This window comes from Pseudoalteromonas luteoviolacea CPMOR-1, from assembly GCF_001625685.1.
Taxonomy (GTDB): Bacteria; Pseudomonadota; Gammaproteobacteria; order Enterobacterales; family Alteromonadaceae; genus Pseudoalteromonas; species Pseudoalteromonas luteoviolacea_K.
Map to the genome: position 1 here is coordinate 42,087 of NZ_AUYC01000059.1, position 18,710 is coordinate 60,796.

The following is an 18,710-nucleotide window of genomic DNA, read 5'->3' on the forward strand; positions in this document are numbered from 1 at the left end:
GTAATACGCGTTATCGAGTAAAGTGATGATGTGTAATGTACAGGCAGTTTAGAAATGAGGATAGACAATGACGCAGGTACCCAATAACAATAGTAATGAGCAAGCCGTTGCTGAACTGCTCTTGGCTATTCGCAGTAAAAACTTAGCAAAAATATGCTCGGTCTACCAGCAACAAAATGATCTTGGCCGCGCTGCACAGCTCAAATTTTGCTTTGAAATTGCTGAGTCACAAACAACTCGCTATGCTGATTATCAAAATATCGCTGCACAATGTATTGTGGCTCATGGTCTCCCCTCAGGCATAATCGCGGGATTGAACAACAGTGATAGGGTAAACTTTTTTATGCCCGCACTACAAGCTGCTGACGCATTTTCACAAACTAACCATCAAGGTAATACGTTTTTGCATGCGCTATTCGCCAACGCAGAGCACTCACCACCACCGTTTAATTTTATTCGCTCACTCTTACTATTTGAGCGCAATGAATCATTGGCTAAAACACTTCGAGTACGTAACCAACATGGGTTAACACCGTTAGAATGCTATTTCGTGTACAACTTGAATAATAGAGACTTACCCGAACACGAGCTTACCGCACTATTTGCGCTCATTGAAGCAGAGCAAGCGGGCAATGCCTCCCCTCTAAGTAACAACCTGAGCCATGTAAAAGGGGCGATGAAAAGCCATAAGATAAACCTTGATCCAAAAAATCAAGTTTTACTCATTATTGCTAGCTATTATCAGATTGATATCAATGCGTTGTGCCAACTACACTAAGTTTAGCTTTTCAAATTGCTGGCGAGTAATTGCATATAAGCAGTGAGCTTGCAAAGCATGGCCACTGGGTAACGCTGGGTGTGCAAAGTCTCGATTTTGGTTTTGCATCCCCAAGCGAGTCATCAACTTTTGAGAAGGGATGTTTACCGCCGCCGTAAACGCATAGACCTGATTCAATGTTAAAGTCTCAAAAGCAAAAGCGAGTGCCGATTTAGCAGCTTCAAGTGCATAACCTTGGCGCCAAAAATGCCGATGCAGTCGCCAGCCAATTTCCATAAAAGGCTGATCAGGCATAACCTGTGTTTGCCAATGCAGGCCTACAAAACCAATAAATCGATTGGTCGTTAATGTCGTAGGCACATGAGGTATATTCTCCTTGAGTGAAACGGCCCAAAAGCCATAACCACGCTCATCGATCAAGGCCTTGATTTTTTCGCTCAACGCGTCACTTTCATTTTTGTTTAGCTGCTCGGGAAAATAGCGCATCACTTGGGGATCAGAGCACAATTGGGCAAACGGTATTTTGTCCGTTTCCTGCCATTGCCGCAACACTAAGCGCTCCGTCTCAAGTTGAGCAACCGCAGCACACTTAGGTATGGTCGCCAATTTCAATATACTCCTTTGCAGTCATTGGAAAATACTTTACATGACTGTGCATAATGTGAGCCGGCTCAGGGTCTACAACCTCTATAGGTATATCCTTATGGCGCGCTATATCCAAAGCCATCTGTGTGATATTGACACTGAAAGAGGTGCCCATAAACACCATTTTACTGGCCCCCCACATCCGCTGCTGCGCCCTTTTTATGCCGTATAAATCGGTATAAAACTCATCAAAAAGCAAAACAAACGGCTTGAGGGAGGCGTTAAGCTCAGGCCCTTGACTAGAGATCTTGAACAACTCCAGCAACGATTCAGTCAAATTACGTTCATCAACTTGCGCCCACGGTGTCGTTTCAATGCCTACTTCTTCACCTTGGACATGGTATAGGGTCATTTTATCAATTCGCCCATGAATAGAAATAAAGTCGTTATTCCCCGCTTTGCCATCTAATCCATCTATATTCTGGGTGATTAATGACTTATCAGCTAGCCAATGATGCACTGTATTTGGACCATGATGACGATACGTCACAAAACGATGATAATACCACTTTAAAAATTCAGCCGGATTTTGTTCATACATCGCTCGGGTTGCCATTTGCTGTGGCGTATAATTGCGGCTGCCAATCGTCCAGTAGCCATCCTCGCCACGGAAAGTAGGAATGCCACTCTCAGCACTGACACCTGCACCAGTAATATAAAGCGTCGTCATGTGTAAATCGCTCCGAAATCAAACAAACAACCAGTGTACCTATGCGAATAAGAGATAGCTAGATTTCTATTTTTTGCAAATGCTTGACCTCTGGTAATGCGATGAGATGTTTTTGATTACAACCCAAAGACAACCAGCTTGCTGTTTGCTTTAAACTGAACGAATGAACTTTCCCTCCTGTGGATTTATCTCTCGTGCAAGCATATTGAACGGCCTCCAGGGCGCTCTTACCAAAGTCCATTGCCGCTATTGCCCAATTAGCACCAGAGCCAATTGCCCAGTTCATTTGCAAAGGTTCCAAGAAGCGTTTGCCGTGACGTATTTCTCCGTAAAATACCTGATCAAACTTATTAATAAAGAAAAATGTACACCCTATCGCTTCAAAACAATTTTTTTGCCAATTACTCAATAGGTGATAAATTTCCGTACAATTACCGGATGCAAAAATAAATCCGTTGTGTACTTTTTGGCATTTTTGCGCATCATGGGTGACAATGCTTTGCGATGTGGTGGTCAAACTATCAACACAAATGGTTTGTGTTGGGTGATGGTATGCTATCGTAGTCAAAAAAAACTCCTTTTGGTCAAAATAGCCTCAAGGGCAGGCTAACTTAATAGTACCAATAACAACAGGTCAAATATGCCCTTAAATAGCTCTTATAGACTTAACTTTCGACAGTAAAACCTTAAATTAGTTCAATTATTCAACCTCCAACCACCTGCATCACGCCAATACGAAAAAACCAAGTTACACGCTGTCCAAATTGCTTTCAGCCCCGCAAAACTGTCAGGGCTGATTTTACATCACAACCTAAGCACCGAGTTACCAGCTTTAAGATAGCGTGATAAAGCCTCCAACAGCAGCCAGCGCAACTAGCATAGGTATAATCATTGTCCACGGAGGCTGTATGCCGTCTTTCTCATTGGGGTTTTGAGTTGGGGCACGGTCATTTGAATGGTGTTCAATGGTAATACCGTTCGCAGCAAGCTCTTGTAAGGCGCTTTCTACAGTGTCGCACGGTAATTGCCATTGATACCCTTTTTTTGAGAATGTCTTGATGGATTGATCTCCAAAAAGCGCTCTCAAATGGCCAATGTTCTGAAATACAACTTGCTCAGTGACGGTTCTGCCAGGCCAAACTTTTTCTAAGATCTCCATTTTACTGTGGATCTTATCTGGCTGAGTTATCAACATAGCAAGAATTTGTGCTGGCTTTTCTTTTAATGATATTTTTCTTCCGTCTTTCGACAGTGCCAACGCTTGAATATCAAACTGAAAGTCTTCGAATGCTAATTTCATTGTCCCTAAACTTATAATTATATTTTTATTCAACGATGTTACTATTTTTACCACATATTGTTAGAGGAATTAAACCTGTTATTTATACGCGGTAATAAATTCATCTCACTTGTTGTAAAATGACTTGAGCCAATAATGTGGTTTATCTTGTTTGCACTTTTTTGGCTCAGGCTTATCTCTTTATTTAAGACGCTTTCTTCTTCATCAAATTAACCAATCTCAACGAATCGCCAAATTGATAAAGTGCCAAGCTAACAATTATGGTGATCGCACCTATTAATAACAGTGGCGTGATCGTTTCATCATTCACCCATGCGCCTAATGTCATTGCTAGCCCTGGCGTGATCAATGTTGTTAACGCTACAGTACTTGCCTTCAACTTTTGTAATATATGAAAATATGCGAGAAAGCCGAAAAACGACCCGAATATCCCCAAATAAAAAGTCGACAAAATAGATTTTTCGCTCCAACTAGCGACCTCAAATGGCGCACCGCAAAGCAACCACATAATAAAAAAACAAGGCGTAGCAACGAGCAGTGAACCAAATGTTGTCGCCATAGGGTGAATGGCAATTTTAACCCGTTTCACCAAGATGCCACTGATACTAAAGTTTATAGTCGCAAGCACAACGAATATCAAACCCAGCGGCTCTAAATTCAATTCTTGTAACTGTGTGAAACACACTAGAAACATGCCAACTAAAGCCAACCCTAAAGCACTCTTTTTGATGATTGTAAGCTTATCTTCCCCTAGTAGCTTTTGGGCCAAGACACCAGAAATGATGGGCGCTAAGCCAAAAACCAAAGAGATCACCCCAGATGGCACTGTTCGAGAAGCCAAATAGGATAGCATCATACCAATGAAAATTCCGCCACCTGAAAAGGCGTATAAAAGCCACGCTGTTTTTGTCCAACGCATTTTTATTCTGCTCAATGTTACCACAATCGCTGCCAATATCAGCGCCAGTAGCATTCTCAATAAAACACTCGTTGTAGGTGCCATCGTCGAACTACTCCAGACAATCGTCAACGGAGTAGTAGACCAAATTAAGACTACAAATGCATAAGACAGTTGCACGGGCATTATTATTAATCCTTATTGTAAAAGGACGATAAATGAGGTGATTTTTCAGAATTAACTAACCGCACTTATCATCGCGGTTAGAAAAATAGCTAAACCGCTACACAATTAGCCATGTGACTGAACGCCACTGACAATTAACTTGTGTATTGGAAAGCAAATTCATGATTATTTCTTATTATCCTGTGAAGTAGAACGATTACTATGTACCCTTCAGTGTACTGAGTCAATATGATCAACAAATAAAAACTGATAACCTCTCAGAGCGATTCAGATAGACAATTAAAACGGCTCTGTCATAGCATCGCTCAATCATTCATTAAAAGTGGTTTACAGATGTTATTCGGATATATTCTGGTCATTGCGCTGATCAAAACTTCATTGCTGGGTTTAGGTATTATCAGTATCGCGGTCGCAATGCTTGCCATCTTAATTTTCAAGTTTGCGCCTTTAGACATCCCAGAAGTATCTAAAAAGCAATTTAAACGTGTATACAAGATAGCGTTATTCGGCCATTTAAGTGCATATATTGGGTTAATCGTTAAGGCGTTTTTCATCGATGGTATTGAAGATATTCCGACATTTATAGTCAGTCATTTGGTGTTACACCACCTTCTTTGCGCGGCGATCGCAGGCATTGCAACGTTTATGTTTTTGCGCATTTTCATCGCACATCGTCACCAGGGCAGCGCATAATCGTGCACTAACTGATTTACTGCGACACTTTCTCGTTCATAATCTAAACATCCCATCTCTAAAGAAATGACCGGTTTAGCCGATAAGTTAACCAATAAATCAGATACTAAGGATAAGGTGATGATTGATAGATTGGTAAAAACAGTCACAGGTACCACCCTCGATTATTTACATCATGGTGAAAACAAACCACTCCAATCAGCGATCAAAAAGGCAGAGTCAACATATCAATCAACTAGTCTGCCCAGTGGCGACGATTACCATGTATCACTAACAACTGCTCAACAAGACCACGACTTTTTAAATAGTTTCAAGGATAATATCTTCACCAAAGCAATACCGAACCTAGTTTCTTTTGGCTATTTCAGCCTATACCGAATTCAAGCTGATCATGATGAGGAAAATAAATTTCAATATGGGGAGCTTACTGAACAAAGTGATATTGACGCTTTCCTTGCACAAAAAGACAGGCTGTCAGCAGACGGACAAATTAGATTTACATTTATAAAACCCACCAAGGAATTACTTGAGCTGAGCCAACGGTTAAATGACGATGAACTGGAAAAACTGGCTGAAATCCTGACATCAGCGCCGCGTTATAATGAAAAAACGAATTTAATCAGCGACAACAGTGAAGCAATTATCTCGACATTAAACACATTATCAGATGATGTACTCACTAGTTCGCTGAATGCGCTGACTCACCTTACTCAACAAAATAAAGTGCACGACAGAGCAGCCCCTTATACACCTGAGGGACTGCTAAATGAAGATGGCATTGAAAATCCATTGCTGCGAGTGGAATACGCTTCTTTTGAAGACTCCGGGTGGATAGAGTTAAACGATTACTCCTCACACCTGATGCAATACATCAAATTGCTTGATAACAACAGAATGCATGATGGCCAATTATTAGAATTTAATCAGCATATTAGCCAAGGTGACTTCGCAACAAATGCCGGAATGATTGATATGGCCATCACCATGAAACCATTTGAGCATCAACACTTTTTTTCCTTGTTACAAGAGGTCGATAAGTCCAACACGCAGAATATTTTCGCCATGCTTGGACAGCAAACAGATAAATGGGCACATACTCAGTACTTTATGAATGATGATCGTGAGTTTGTTGTACACCATGATCAAGATACCAGTGAAAGCGACCGCAGAGCTTTATATAAAAACGTCTTAAAAGCGTATGAAAGTAATGGGGTGGGCTGGATGAATGACGTTGTAGCACTCACCTTCAATGAGCCTGCCGCCATGCATGGAGAAATTTGGCATCAACTTTTACACGATTTAGAATCGCAGCCAGATAAATTCCTACGCTCAGATTCCATTGAGCTGTGGACCAATACCAACCTAGATATTATCAAGCAAAACTTTGTACAACAGCAGTTACAAAAGGTTTATGAATTCAATCTCGATTTACAGGTCCCTTATGAACTCGGTGAACTTCAGTACATTGAGCCAGAAAGACATACGGACTCCCCTAATAACAAAGCGTCCCAAACACCAAAAAATACCGTGCTGGAATGAGCTTTGTAAATCAGTTCAGCACCTATGTGACAACCTCAAAATGCAGCTTTCACATTATTTGCGCAATTAGTGTTCAAACTAGACGGGTTCATTTTTATGGAGGCTATGGCCCATGATCACACCAGCTACGCAATCATACACACGAACTGCGCAATCAAATCGTCCTCAACCCACTTTATCTGAGCAGCAAACCAATACCATTAAAGAGACGCTGGCGCAGTTTGACGCAGATAACTTGTCAGAAGCCGATGCGCAGAGCATTGTTAATAGCTTCAGCGAAGCGGGAATTAAACCATCAAAAGCACTCGCAGAGCAAATGTCTGAATTAGGCTTTGATGCCAAAACAATCGGCGAACTCGCTGGTACGCCAGCGAGACCGCCAAAAGACAAACCCGCTTTAGAAGTAGATTTAAAACAAGTTGTGGACTCTTTAAGTGACGCTTTGGCGGATCAAGACACCAACCCATTAAGTGATGAGCAAAAGCAAACGCTATTATCTGACTTAAAATCTCAATTTGGTTTGTCCGATGATGAGAACTTAGTCAACATTCATGTTTGAAATTTAAACGCGGTTGTGTCATTGTAACGTTATCGAATGGGAACCATTCGATAATCACAACGTAAGCGGGATAGACCTGCGTCGCGTTTTACAATAACAGCAAGGGGTTTGCTGCAATGACACTACAACACGATCAAAAGTACGATTTCCTCGTATTTATTGGCCGTTTTCAGCCTTTTCATCAAGGTCACTTAGCTGTGATAAAAGAAGGGTTAAAACGTGCTGAACATATCATCATTTTGTGTGGCTCTGCCCACCAACCAAGAACAGTTAGAAATCCATGGACAAGCTCTGAGAGAGAGTTAATGATCCGCGGGACACTTACTGCTGAAGAAAACAACCGCATTCACATTGCTCCTCTAATGGATACAGTCTATAACGACGATGCTTGGGTCCGCAATGTACAAACAACTGTGAATGGTATCATTACCGCGCAACATAAAGTACCGCACAAAACACCTCACGTAGGCTTAATTGGCCATAGTAAAGATCAGTCTTCTTACTACTTAAACTTATTTCCTCAATGGGGATCTGTGCCAGTAGCAAACTATCAGTCTATCTCTGCCACGCCAATTCGAAAGCAACTTTTTTCATCTCAAGGTGAAGACTTTTTAACTTCTCAAGATGCTCAGGTATTGCCTCCTTTTGTTCGTGATACGTTGGATAAGTTTATGCGAACCGATGATTATCACGCCATTCAAAGTGAACATGATTTCATCGAAAAGTATCGCCTAGCGTGGCAAAACGCGCCTTATCCGCCGACATTTGTGACCGTCGATGCGGTGGTTGTACAAAGTGGCCATGTACTATTAATTGAGCGAAAAGCACGTCCAGGCAAAGGCCTTTGGGCATTGCCCGGTGGTTTTGTCGATGGCAGAGAAAAACTCATTGACGCCTGCTTGAGGGAACTTAGAGAAGAAACCAAATTAAAAGTGCCAGCGCCGGTCTTAATGGGGTCGATTAAGCAACAACAAGTCTTTGATGATCCGAACAGATCTGCGCGAGGACGCACTATTACTCATGCATTTTATTTTGATTTGGCGCCGAATAAATTACTGCCCAAAGTCAAAGGTGGGGACGACGCTAAACATGCTATGTGGGTACCGCTAGCAGAGTTAGAACCAAGTAAATTATTTGAAGACCATTACTTTATCATTCAAGAATTAACCGGCATGTAAATGCCAAATGCGGATTGGGATAGACCCAGTCGCCAAATAGATAGGAGGAACTCCATCATGACCAATATTATACTTAACGCAGATAGCTATAAAGCTTCACACTTCAAGCAGTATCCAGAAGGCACCAGCCAAGTATCTAGTTACATCGAGCCTCGCGGCGGACAATATGATAAAGCCCTGGTTTTTGGTTTGCAGATGTTCATTAAACAGTACCTTACCACGCCGCTGACTCATCAAGATGTAGATGAAGCAAAAATGATTTTAGAAGCGCATGGTGTACCGTTTCATGAGGCAGGTTGGCGACATATTGTCGACAAACACCAAGGTATGCTGCCTATCAAAATTCAGGCATTGCCTGAGGGGTCTGTCGTGCCCATCAGCAATGCATTGGTCCAAGTAATCAATACCGACCCCAAATGCGCATGGCTAACCAGTTATGTTGAAACCGCCCTATTGCGCGCAATTTGGTACCCAACCACAGTTGCGACAGTATCTTACCATTGCAAGCGCATTATTCGACAGTATATGACAGAGACTGCTGAGTCACTTGATGGGCTTGAATTTAAGTTACATGACTTTGGCGCACGTGGCGCGACCACAGAAGAAGCAGCGGCTGTGGGCGGGGCTGCACATCTACTCAATTTTATGGGCACCGATACGCTCAGTGCCGTCGTCGCTGCAAGACGTTTTTATGGCGCAACCATGCCTGGATTTTCAATTCCTGCAGCAGAGCACAGCACCATTACTGCGTGGGGAAAAAACGGCGAAAAAGCTGCCTATGAGAATATGCTCAAGCAATTTTCTGGTCCAGGCAAACTCGTTGCGGTGGTAAGTGACTCGTACGATCTATGGCACGCTATTGATAATATTTGGGGCGAGGAGCTGAAAGAACAAGTAGAGCAAACAGGCGGTACTTTAGTGATCCGCCCAGACAGCGGCGAGCCTGTCGAAGTGGTCACCAAAACCATCGAAAAACTGATGACAAAATTCGGCTACCGTATTAATAGCAAAGGCTATCGTGTGTTGCCCGATTGCGTTCGCGTGATCCAAGGTGATGGCATTGCAGAAAACAGCATTCGTGAAATTCTCCACACCATGAAAACTAAACAACAAAGCGCAGAAAATATTACGTTTGGCATGGGGGGGGCGCTGCTGCAAAAACTCGATAGAGACACCATGCAGTTTGCAATGAAAGCCAGTGCCGTGAAAGTGAAAGGCCTGTGGCATGATGTCTTTAAAGACCCCATTACCGATCACGGTAAACGCAGTAAAAAAGGCCGTCTTGCCGTGATCCACGATAAGGTTAAAGGGGTTAAAACCATTCGTGAAAGTGATTTGGGCAACCGACAAAACTTACTTAAAACCGTATTCAAAAACGGGGAATTATTAATTGAGTACAGCTTTGATGACATCAAAGCAAATATCAGCTAATCAGACTCAGAGTCACATATTGGCGGCTGCCCTTGTGTGACTCTTCTCTAATTACCATCAACAGTGAGTTCCGAAACTGGCCAGTAACCTGTGATAATTCGCATATACTTACCTCATTAACGAAGAAGGACTGGTTTGATGTTAGATGTAGAAGTCTGTAAAAAAGCACGCTATTCACGAGATCCACGCTTTGATGGTAAATTTTTTATTGCAGTAAAAACCACCGGTATATACTGCCGTACAACCTGCCCTGTGCACCCGCCTAAAGAAGAAAACGTCAGATATTTTAGCTCAGCGATGTCTGCGGCGCATGCAGGGTTTCGTCCATGTTTACGCTGCAGGCCAGACAGTGCGCCGGGCTCAGCACCATGGAAAGGGGTTGGCACAACGTTGGACAGAGCGCTTAGCTTAATTGATCAAGGGGCACTACAACACGGTTCTTTACCTCAAATGGCGAGCCGGCTGGGGGTCAGTGATCGATATGTCCGCAAGTTATTTCGTCAGCACCTTGGGGTGTCACCAAAAGCTTACGCACTTTACCAACAGTGCCTGTTCGCCAAAAAGTTACTTCATCAAACTCAACTACCTATCACAGAAGTTGCTTTAGCAAGCGGGTTCGAGAGCATACGTCGCTTCAATGACTGCTTTAAACGTCAGTTACAGCTAACACCGACGCAAATGCGCAAACAACAAAGCCATACCAACTCAAGAATTACTTTAACGCTATACTTTCGGCCACCTTTTAACTGGCAACATATGCAAAAGTTCTTAGCCAATCGACTTGTTGACGGTCTTGAGTGGATAACGGATGACAGTTATGGTCGCACGTTTATTTGGCACGGTTGCAAAGGGCAATTCACCGCCAAGCACGTGAGCAAAAAGCACTGTTTTGAAGTGGATATAGAAATTGACGACATTAAGCATCTCAAGCCGGTGGTAAATAATATTCGTCGTATTTTAGATTTAGATGCTGATTTAAGCCAAATTGAAGAGGATTTAAAACAGGCATTACCCAATGAATTCACTTTAGTAACAGGGCTGCGCTTGCCTGGTATATGGGGGCTATTTGAAGCGGGTGTGCGCGCTATTCTTGGCCAACAAGTATCTGTACAAGCAGCAAAAAAGCTTGTAACTCAACTGGTACAAACGCTGGGAGAGAAAAATGCAGAGCATGCTTTTTTCCCTACGCCACACGCAATGGCTAGTAGTGACTTAGCTTTTTTGAAAATGCCCACAGCACGCCGACAAACACTGATCCGTTTTGCTGAGCATTTTGCGCAAAACCCTGTGACCGACAACGCAGATGACTGGTTACCTATCAAGGGAATTGGCCCCTGGACGATTTCCTATGCCAAAATGCGTGGGCAAAGCGACCCGGATATTTTTTTAGCTTCTGACCTTGGCGTCATTAAAGCCCTTCAAGCACAACAAAAATTTGATGATAGTCGGCTTTCCCCTTGGCGCAGCTACCTCACTTTTCAATTATGGAGTCAATTATGAGCCTATACACTGATTATTTTCAAAGTCCACTCGGGCTGATTGAAATAAAGGCATCTGGTATCGGTATTCGCCAACTAATATTTTGCGGTGAGAAAACATCACAGGTGCATAGCAATGCCCTACTACAAGAGTGTAAACAGCAATTATCCGCTTACTTTGATCATAAGCTCACTCAGTTTAACCTCGACCTCGACTGGCAAGGCACCCCATTTCAACAGCAAGTATGGCAAGCTTTAACAACCATCCCTTTTGGTCAGAGTTTATCTTATTTAGAATTAGCCCAGCAGCTTAATAATCCCAAAGCAGTGCGTGCAGTTGGCGGCGCGAATGGACGCAACCCAATTACCCTGATAGTGCCATGCCATAGAGTAATTGGTGCCAACGGTAAAATGACAGGATATGCCGGTGGTGTATTACGTAAACAGTGGCTGTTAGCCCATGAAGGTTTGATAGATCAAAAACCAAATGCTCAAGCCCTTGCACAGCTGGCCTCTCAACGCCAAGCAAAAACCGAATTCTTACAATAACCACTTTAGCCTTACGTCATTTTCACAACCAATAGCTATATAATTCACTCCGCTGCCACGGCACAAGTCGTGAATTCGCAGCGGATTAAGCAACCCCCTGCCAAAACGCATAAAACACACTGACTTAGCTCAATCATTGAGACACAAGACTGAGTGAAGCGCTACCCGCATCATGAAGACACAAAGAGTTATCAAATAATTAACACAAAAAACCTTTAAAGTAAGAATAAATTATATATATTTATAAGGGTGGCAGTGCATAATTTATGGTAGAGAGTATGTCGCGTGGCAGTAAAAAATAACAGCAAGTATTCACTGCGTTTAAACACCTATTTTGATGGCAAGGGTAAAGTATTCCCACTCTTATCCCTGATCATTCTTGCGGTGTTTACCCCTTTAGCAATCAAAAACCTGATTATAGGTGAGCATGCACTTGGCGCACTCATTATGATTTTTGTATGCGCATTTATTGTCGATGCTTTTGCACTGATCAGAGGCCGAGCTTTGCCAATTCATGAGTACATTATTGCAGCTCTGGCGATTTCATGTGTCGCGTTGTCTCTATTTACTTTGGGCGCTGGCACAATCTTTTGGGTATTCCCGGTAAGTATCATCATTAGCTTTGCCTTCCCTCTTGTGCCATCCATCCTCTTCAACTGCATGTTATTACTCACCGCCACCACATACGTATTTTTGAATTATGATATGGCAGATGCACTCAGGTTTTTCTTCGCTTATCTGCTCACCGCTTGCTCAGTTCACTTGTTGCTCAAGCATATCGATGCGCTGCACACTTTATTAAAAGAAGAGTCAAGTAAAGATGCCCTCACAGGCGCGCTTAACCGAAGACAACTAAATCTGTTTTTAAAAGATGCGTTAGCCAATAAAATTCACTACCACAATGACTCGACACTCATCATGATTGATGTTGATCATTTTAAGCAAATAAATGATTTATATGGTCATGCCAAAGGAGATGAAGTCCTGATCAACCTTGTATCAGATATACGCGCACAGATCAGAGAAACCGATTTGCTTTTTCGTGTGGGTGGTGAAGAGTTCGTGGTGTTATTACCCAATACCGAATTAAAAATCGCAGAAAAAGTCGCTCAAAAGCTCAGAGCTAACATCAAAACACTCGCTCTATTAGATAACCGCCCCATCACAGTGAGCCTAGGGCTCTGTGCAACTGCGAACGACCTTACCCAAACCAAATGGATGAACTGTGCTGACAAAGCACTATATGCTGCTAAGCAACGAGGCAGAGACAGGGTGTGTTTATATAATTTGAACCATAATCGTATAGAAGATGTGGCTGCTTAATCATTTGGATAAATGCGCCCACATTGGGATATAGCACTTGACCCAACTCTTGCTATACTCTCACCAAGCCAGAAGCGCAAAGGAAATATCATGAAAAAAATCTTTCTATTCATCCTCATATACACTTGCAGTTTTATCGTCATTGCCGAAGAAGAAAAAAAAGAACTCCCTCCGTTGAACCCAGCCTATCAAGGTGAACATGGCATGGTACTGATGAATCGCGGTTCCAAAATTTACGCCACAAACTTTGCTTCTTACAAATTACCCAGTGATATTCAAATTGTGTATCAAATAGATAACCCTGACGTCGCTTTTTTAAATCTAGTTAGGGACTCAGACCTCATAACCATCAAGCCAAAGCCATTTAACTTGCAGCGCCTAGAACGTGGAGAGGAAGTCAATATTGTCGCCGATGTCTATGAAGGACACTACAAACGCGACGGCTTTAAAGTCTATAGTGACCGCACCATAGTATTTAGCAAAAAATTATATGCTCGGAAACTAAAGGACTTATCTCCAGCATCACAATGGCAGGAATATGACAGCATTGAAATCAACAAATCAGAACGCATTTACATCCACAAATTAACCCAACCACCGAGTTTCAATCATCTTATTTTTGTTGATTTAACCAATGCTTGCATGCAGAAGTTTAAAACATCAAAACGCGTGCCTAAAAGCTCTGAGCTGATGTATAAATTTGTCAATTGTGGCACACTAAAACATCTATATTTTGACGCTGAAGACTACCGTTAAATCATTAACTTCACAAAAATATACGGGGTCGATTTGTAACTTAATTTGCACTTGAATTGTGTATTGGTAGTTTAATGACAAATCGGCACCCTTGATTGTGCGAGCTGTGACAGGTAATTTCACCATGCAGTTTTTGCGTCACAATATTATACACGATATGCATGCCCAAACCGGTTCCGCCAGCACTGCGCCTTGTAGTATAAAATGGGTCAAACACCTTTGCTAACGTCTCTTTACTCATGCCCACGCCATTATCCACAAAACACCACTCAATATGAGATGCGGTACGTTGTAAACTAATGTCAATTTTGCCCGCTTTTTTACCCTCTTCAAAGCCATGCCGCACGGCATTTTCAATCAGATTTGTCAGCACCTGAGCAAATGCCCCAGGATAAGTAGAGAGTACCGTGCTGTCATCAAAATCTGTCTCAACCACTATCTCAGTATGCTTCCATTTTGGCTTTAAGCTCATCAGGGTATCTTCGAGGTATTGGCCTAAATTCACCTCTCCACGTTCCTCTATGGACTGATCGACAGCAACTTGTTTAAAGTTTTTAACCAACTGTGCAGCACGAGATAAGTTTGACTCGAGTAAGTACAAACTCTCATTCATCACCTCTAAAAATGCATGCAGCTTATTTTTTGTCAGCTTACTGCTATCAAATAGCCCTTGGCATTCATCCAGCTCTTTCATCGCATGAGAACTTGCCGTAATGCTTATCCCTAACGGCGTATTAATCTCATGGGCAACACCTGAAACTAATCGTCCCAAACCCGCCATTTTTTCCTGTTGAACCAATTGATCTTGTGTTTGCTGAAGATTGTCATGCGCCTCTTTTAACTGCGCAAAAGTCGATTCTAACTTCTCTACAGACTCCGCATTTGCCAGTGCAATCGCAGTGTAATTAGCAATGGTACGTAACATCTGTACATCATTGTCACTAAATGCTGATTTTTTAAAGCTCTGCACTGTGATACAACCCAACACTTGTTTATCAATCAGTAAAGGTAAATAAATTAAAGACTCGGTGTTCGCGCCGCTGACGGGGGCAGCAACATATTCAACGTACAGCTTCAACTCTTCTACGCGATTAATAACAAGCTCGCTTTGATTATTGATACACCAAACAGCTGGGCGACGTAAGTCAGTCAGTGAATATTCAAAAGGAGGCAGCTTTTCACCTTGCTCAATCGCCAATTGACATAAGATCCGCTGCCCTGGCGCATCCAAAATGCCAACGACAAATACATCAGCATTCATCAACTCATTAACGTGCTTATAGACCCGCTCTAAGACTGAGCCCAGATGCAGCGTAGAGGTGATCTCTTGGCCAATTTTACCAAGCATAGAAATATTCTCGGTGCGAGACTGGACCAAAGAATCAAGCGCCATTTGTTGCTGCTTCAGCTCTTTCACGCGCCAGCGGTAAAAACCATAAAATGCCAGTGCAATCAATATAAATAGCGACAGCTTTATCCAAATAGTTTCAAACCATTTAGGCTGTTGCACAATGAGCAAATCAATTTGATGGTCACTCCATTTGCCTTTGCGATTGCTCCCTTTGATGTGTAAGTGATAATTACCTGGTGGTAGGCGGGTATAAGTTATTCGGCGTTTAGATGCATCCGTGTAAATCCACTTTTCATCAAACCCTTCGAGTTTATAGGCATACAAATTGTGCTCAGGAGACGTAAAGTCTAAGGCTGCAAACTCAATAGAGAAGCTCTTCGTATCGGCAGGTAATACAAGTTGCTCAGGAATTGGAGTGACTTGATTATCAATTTCTAACTCACTGATCACGAGTTTCGGCTGATATTGCCAGCTTTGCCAAAGAGATGGGCGAATTAATAATATGCCTTTCGTCCCACCAAACAGCATGGTGCCATCACGAAGCTTGATGTAAGAGCCAGTCCACATGGTACCCACATCCCAATCGTCTGCTCGCGCTAAGTTTTGCCATGTGCCCTGATTTGGATCTAGCCAACCATAACCATTCCAAATGCGACCCTGTGCGTCTTCGAGTAAGTTTCCTGCGGTGCCCACAGGCCTACCAACTAGGGTATTTAATGATTCAAACTCAGCATAACGGCCATTAAAGTTAACCAAACGGTCTAACCCATGCGGCGTCGCAACAATCAAATTTTGCTGACTATCTAGTAGTAAGCTGTTTATATAGTTATCAGATAAAGTGGTAGTGGTCTCCGCCTCAAGACTAATTTCAAGTACTTTTTTGGCTTTGATGAATATCACCAAAAGCCCATTACGCGTACCAACCCAAAGCCTGTCATTGTGATCGTAGGCAAAACTTAAAATCGACTTACCCAGAAAGAGTTCACTGCCTGAAAAATCAGAAATATCCTCAACCTGATTGGTGTGCGTATTTATCAGCGCGACCCCTTCACCGGTCCCAACCCAGAGCTTATTCCCAGGAGTCTCTTGTAAAGTAACGATTTGTATACTTGGCAAACCGTCGGCTGTGTTGTAGCGAAAAAATCGCTGCTGTACAAAGTCATAGCGATGAAGCCCTTTGTTCGTCGTGCCAGCCCACACACTGCCATCGCTGGTTTGCCGCATCACACGCACATAGCCTTCCGCTAACGCCTTGGGGTTCTCTGGTTCGGGCCTGAAGCCGCCAATAACGCCAAATTGAGGTGAAATGATATCAATACCTGATTGCGCTGTTCCCACCCAAATTTGACCATTATTGAGTTCTACAAACGATCTTACATCTTCATGTGTCAACATATTTGTGCTATCAAGGCCGCGCACAAACTTTCTAAATGCTCCGTTTTGCGGGTTATATCGACTCAATCCACCACCCCAAGTGCCGACCCATACAACGCCAGAGTCATCCACCAGCATGGCCCCCATAGTATCTAGGGGAATGCTATGTTCATTCAGAGGCTCATGGCGTATATGTCGCTTTACTCGCGTTGAGGCTGCATCAACGACAGTGATCCCGCCACCGGATGTGCTTAGCCAGATTTCATTAGGGGCTGGTTGAACAATGCCATTCACCCAATGATGGCTTAATGACTTTAGATTATTAGGCGTGTGTGATATCCATTCCACTGCATTGTCACTGGCACTCACCTTAGCCGCACCATCGTCTGTTGTGCCAACCCATACAGCGTCATCATCAGCCAAATAAAGTCGAAACACATTTTTGCCATTAAATGCATTATAGGCCTTGCCAGTCAGTGCTGGCGAGCCTGGCTTGATATTATCAGATACCGGATAAGGTAGCGTAATTTGACACAGTCCGAGCTGTGTACCTAACCAAAGTGTACGATTTTCTCCTAGAAGCACTGAGCGCATACGGGCGGTTTTTAAAGGTTCATCACACCCCGATATATTGTCTAACCTTGTCACCTTTTCTGTTGCGCTATCTATATGATCTAATCCATCATTACTGGCTATAAAAATATTGCCTTGATTGTCTCCGACCAATGCACGAATATTGTTATTTGATAAGCTATTTATGTTGGCTGCATCATACTTATAATGATGAAACTGATTGTTATTAGGGTCAAACATAGCGACCCCGTCAGAAAAAGTACCGATCCACAACTTACCATTTTGGCCGGCCCACAGAGCACGGACAAAATTGCCGGGTAAAGAGCTAGGGTCTTGAGGGTTGTGCCCAAAACGTTTGAAACGATAACCATCGTAGCGAATAAGCCCAAACTGAGTGCCAATCCAAATAAACCCTCTGCTATCTTGGGTCATTGCCGTGATCACGCCCTTAGGGATTTTTTCGCTATCTCCAACCTGTTGAAAAATCAGTTCACCTAAATCAAAAAACGCGCCCTGACCTGCATCCACATTTTTCTGTGTATTTGCTAAGGCAATAGTCGAAAAGTACACGCTCAGTGTAATAAAAAGACAAATCTTAATTCGTAAGGTCACACTGGCATTCACTGCAATATCCGCTTGAAAGGTTCAACGAAGCTAAAGCTTGCACAGTCACTGAGTATAGATAAGGGATGAAAAGTTGGAAAGAAATCACAACATGGAGGTGTCACGCTTGGCACAACAAATTAGTCAAATCCACCTCCATCTTTACCTCCAGCCATAAAGCCTAAAAGACGGTATAGCAAACGTGAAACCCTAACGACACAATCCACAGGAAACGAAATAATCGTGTAAATAACATCCAGCACAATCATGTCTTTACCCTGATTTTCTCGTCTTGGCCAAATAAGATAGGCGCTTAAAAAACAAATGGGTATCAATGCGCAAAATAGCAGGTTAAAGACACCCGAAAAAAGAATATACGAAGCGACTAAAGCAATAATAAAAAGCACTGTCGCAATCACTTCACGTATAATATCAGACACTCATGACTCCTTTACTGTCTTTAAAAAGGACAGCATACTCACTTTATTAAGTAAAACGAGTCCTTTCGTTCACTTTAAGCTTCGGGTCATTCGTTTAATTTACTAAACGGACCCTTTCGCCCACTTTGAGAAACAAGCCGTGTCGCTCTCTGTCAAAACGAGTCCTGTCGCTCCTATCTACGAGTCCTGTCGTTCCTATCAAAACGAGTCCTGTCGCTTCTATCTAAACGAGTCCTGTCGCTGCTATCTAAACGAGTCCTGTCGCTGCTATCAAAACGAGTCCTGTCGCTGCTATCAAAACGAGTCCTGTCGCTGCTATCAAAACGAGTCCTGTCGTTCCTATCTAAACGAGTCCTGTCGCTGTTATCAAAACGAGTCCTGTCGCT

General features: G+C 42.8%; 18 protein-coding genes. 10 read left to right on the forward strand and 8 right to left on the reverse strand.

The window, feature by feature from the left end:
- Nucleotides 1-67 precede the first annotated feature (67 nt).
- Nucleotides 68-778: a hypothetical protein gene (locus N473_RS20805; protein WP_063369599.1), complete on the forward strand. Its 711-nt coding sequence runs from the start codon at nt 68-70 to the stop codon at nt 776-778.
- Here the strand turns inward: N473_RS20805 and N473_RS20810 are convergent.
- The 5 genes from N473_RS20810 to N473_RS20830 all read right to left on the reverse strand — a co-directional run bounded on the left by N473_RS20810 (nt 770) and on the right by N473_RS20830 (nt 4,477).
- Nucleotides 770-1,384, reverse strand: a complete 615-nt coding sequence (locus N473_RS20810) for a GNAT family N-acetyltransferase (RefSeq protein WP_231099611.1) — start codon at nt 1,382-1,384, stop codon at nt 770-772. The two genes, N473_RS20805 and N473_RS20810, sit on opposite strands and share 9 nt — an antisense overlap.
- Nucleotides 1,368-2,093, reverse strand: a complete 726-nt coding sequence (locus N473_RS20815; RefSeq protein WP_063369600.1) for an SIR2 family NAD-dependent protein deacylase — start codon at nt 2,091-2,093, stop codon at nt 1,368-1,370. The genes N473_RS20810 and N473_RS20815 overlap by 17 nt, the downstream gene beginning before the upstream one ends.
- Before the next feature lie 58 nt (nt 2,094-2,151).
- Nucleotides 2,152-2,661, reverse strand: coding sequence for a hypothetical protein (locus tag N473_RS20820; RefSeq protein WP_063369601.1), 510 nt, complete (start codon nt 2,659-2,661; stop codon nt 2,152-2,154).
- Nucleotides 2,662-2,925: 264 nt separating this feature from the next.
- Entirely contained in the window at nt 2,926-3,393 is a 468-nt protein-coding gene (locus tag N473_RS26025; protein WP_081221322.1) for a winged helix-turn-helix domain-containing protein, read from the reverse strand.
- 184 nt (nt 3,394-3,577) lie between these two features.
- A complete protein-coding gene (locus N473_RS20830) occupies nt 3,578-4,477 on the reverse strand; it encodes a DMT family transporter (RefSeq protein WP_063369602.1) in 900 nt (299 codons plus the stop codon).
- Between the two features lie 333 nt (nt 4,478-4,810).
- Here N473_RS20830 and N473_RS20835 point away from each other — a divergent pair, with 333 nt between their 5' ends.
- The 9 genes from N473_RS20835 to N473_RS20875 all read left to right on the forward strand — a co-directional run bounded on the left by N473_RS20835 (nt 4,811) and on the right by N473_RS20875 (nt 13,983).
- The gene (locus N473_RS20835) at nt 4,811-5,170 is read left to right on the forward strand and encodes a hypothetical protein (RefSeq protein ID WP_063369603.1); all 360 of its coding nucleotides are present in this window, start codon (nt 4,811-4,813) and stop codon (nt 5,168-5,170) included.
- A 120-nt stretch (nt 5,171-5,290) separates the two neighbouring features.
- Nucleotides 5,291-6,709: a hypothetical protein gene (locus N473_RS20840; RefSeq protein ID WP_155735684.1), complete on the forward strand. Its 1,419-nt coding sequence runs from the start codon at nt 5,291-5,293 to the stop codon at nt 6,707-6,709.
- Nucleotides 6,710-6,821: 112 nt separating this feature from the next.
- Nucleotides 6,822-7,268, forward strand: coding sequence for a hypothetical protein (locus N473_RS20845; protein WP_063369605.1), 447 nt, complete (start codon nt 6,822-6,824; stop codon nt 7,266-7,268).
- Nucleotides 7,269-7,384: 116 nt separating this feature from the next.
- Nucleotides 7,385-8,446 (forward strand): bifunctional nicotinamide-nucleotide adenylyltransferase/Nudix hydroxylase, encoded by a 1,062-nt coding sequence (locus N473_RS20850; RefSeq protein WP_063369606.1) that lies wholly within the window; start codon nt 7,385-7,387, stop codon nt 8,444-8,446.
- A 57-nt stretch (nt 8,447-8,503) separates the two neighbouring features.
- Nucleotides 8,504-9,877, forward strand: a complete 1,374-nt coding sequence (locus tag N473_RS20855) for a nicotinate phosphoribosyltransferase (RefSeq protein ID WP_063369607.1) — start codon at nt 8,504-8,506, stop codon at nt 9,875-9,877.
- A gap of 138 nt (nt 9,878-10,015) precedes the next feature.
- Nucleotides 10,016-11,377, forward strand: a complete 1,362-nt coding sequence (locus tag N473_RS20860) for an AlkA N-terminal domain-containing protein (RefSeq protein ID WP_063369608.1) — start codon at nt 10,016-10,018, stop codon at nt 11,375-11,377.
- Nucleotides 11,374-11,904: a methylated-DNA--[protein]-cysteine S-methyltransferase gene (locus N473_RS20865; protein WP_063369609.1), complete on the forward strand. Its 531-nt coding sequence runs from the start codon at nt 11,374-11,376 to the stop codon at nt 11,902-11,904. Before N473_RS20860 ends, N473_RS20865 begins: the two co-directional genes overlap by 4 nt.
- A gap of 285 nt (nt 11,905-12,189) precedes the next feature.
- Nucleotides 12,190-13,227, forward strand: a complete 1,038-nt coding sequence (locus N473_RS20870; protein WP_039608606.1) for a GGDEF domain-containing protein — start codon at nt 12,190-12,192, stop codon at nt 13,225-13,227.
- Between the two features lie 90 nt (nt 13,228-13,317).
- Nucleotides 13,318-13,983 (forward strand): hypothetical protein, encoded by a 666-nt coding sequence (locus tag N473_RS20875; RefSeq protein WP_063369610.1) that lies wholly within the window; start codon nt 13,318-13,320, stop codon nt 13,981-13,983.
- A 40-nt stretch (nt 13,984-14,023) separates the two neighbouring features.
- On the opposite strand, the gene N473_RS20880 is transcribed toward N473_RS20875, so the two are convergent.
- The 3 genes from N473_RS20880 to N473_RS26795 form a co-directional block, all read right to left on the reverse strand.
- Entirely contained in the window at nt 14,024-17,893 is a 3,870-nt protein-coding gene (locus N473_RS20880) for a two-component regulator propeller domain-containing protein (protein WP_155735685.1), read from the reverse strand.
- A 131-nt stretch (nt 17,894-18,024) separates the two neighbouring features.
- Nucleotides 18,025-18,324: a hypothetical protein gene (locus tag N473_RS20885; protein WP_063369612.1), complete on the reverse strand. Its 300-nt coding sequence runs from the start codon at nt 18,322-18,324 to the stop codon at nt 18,025-18,027.
- 173 nt (nt 18,325-18,497) lie between these two features.
- On the reverse strand, nt 18,498-18,710 hold a 213-nt coding region (locus N473_RS26795), incomplete at its 5' end, for a hypothetical protein (protein ID WP_231099612.1).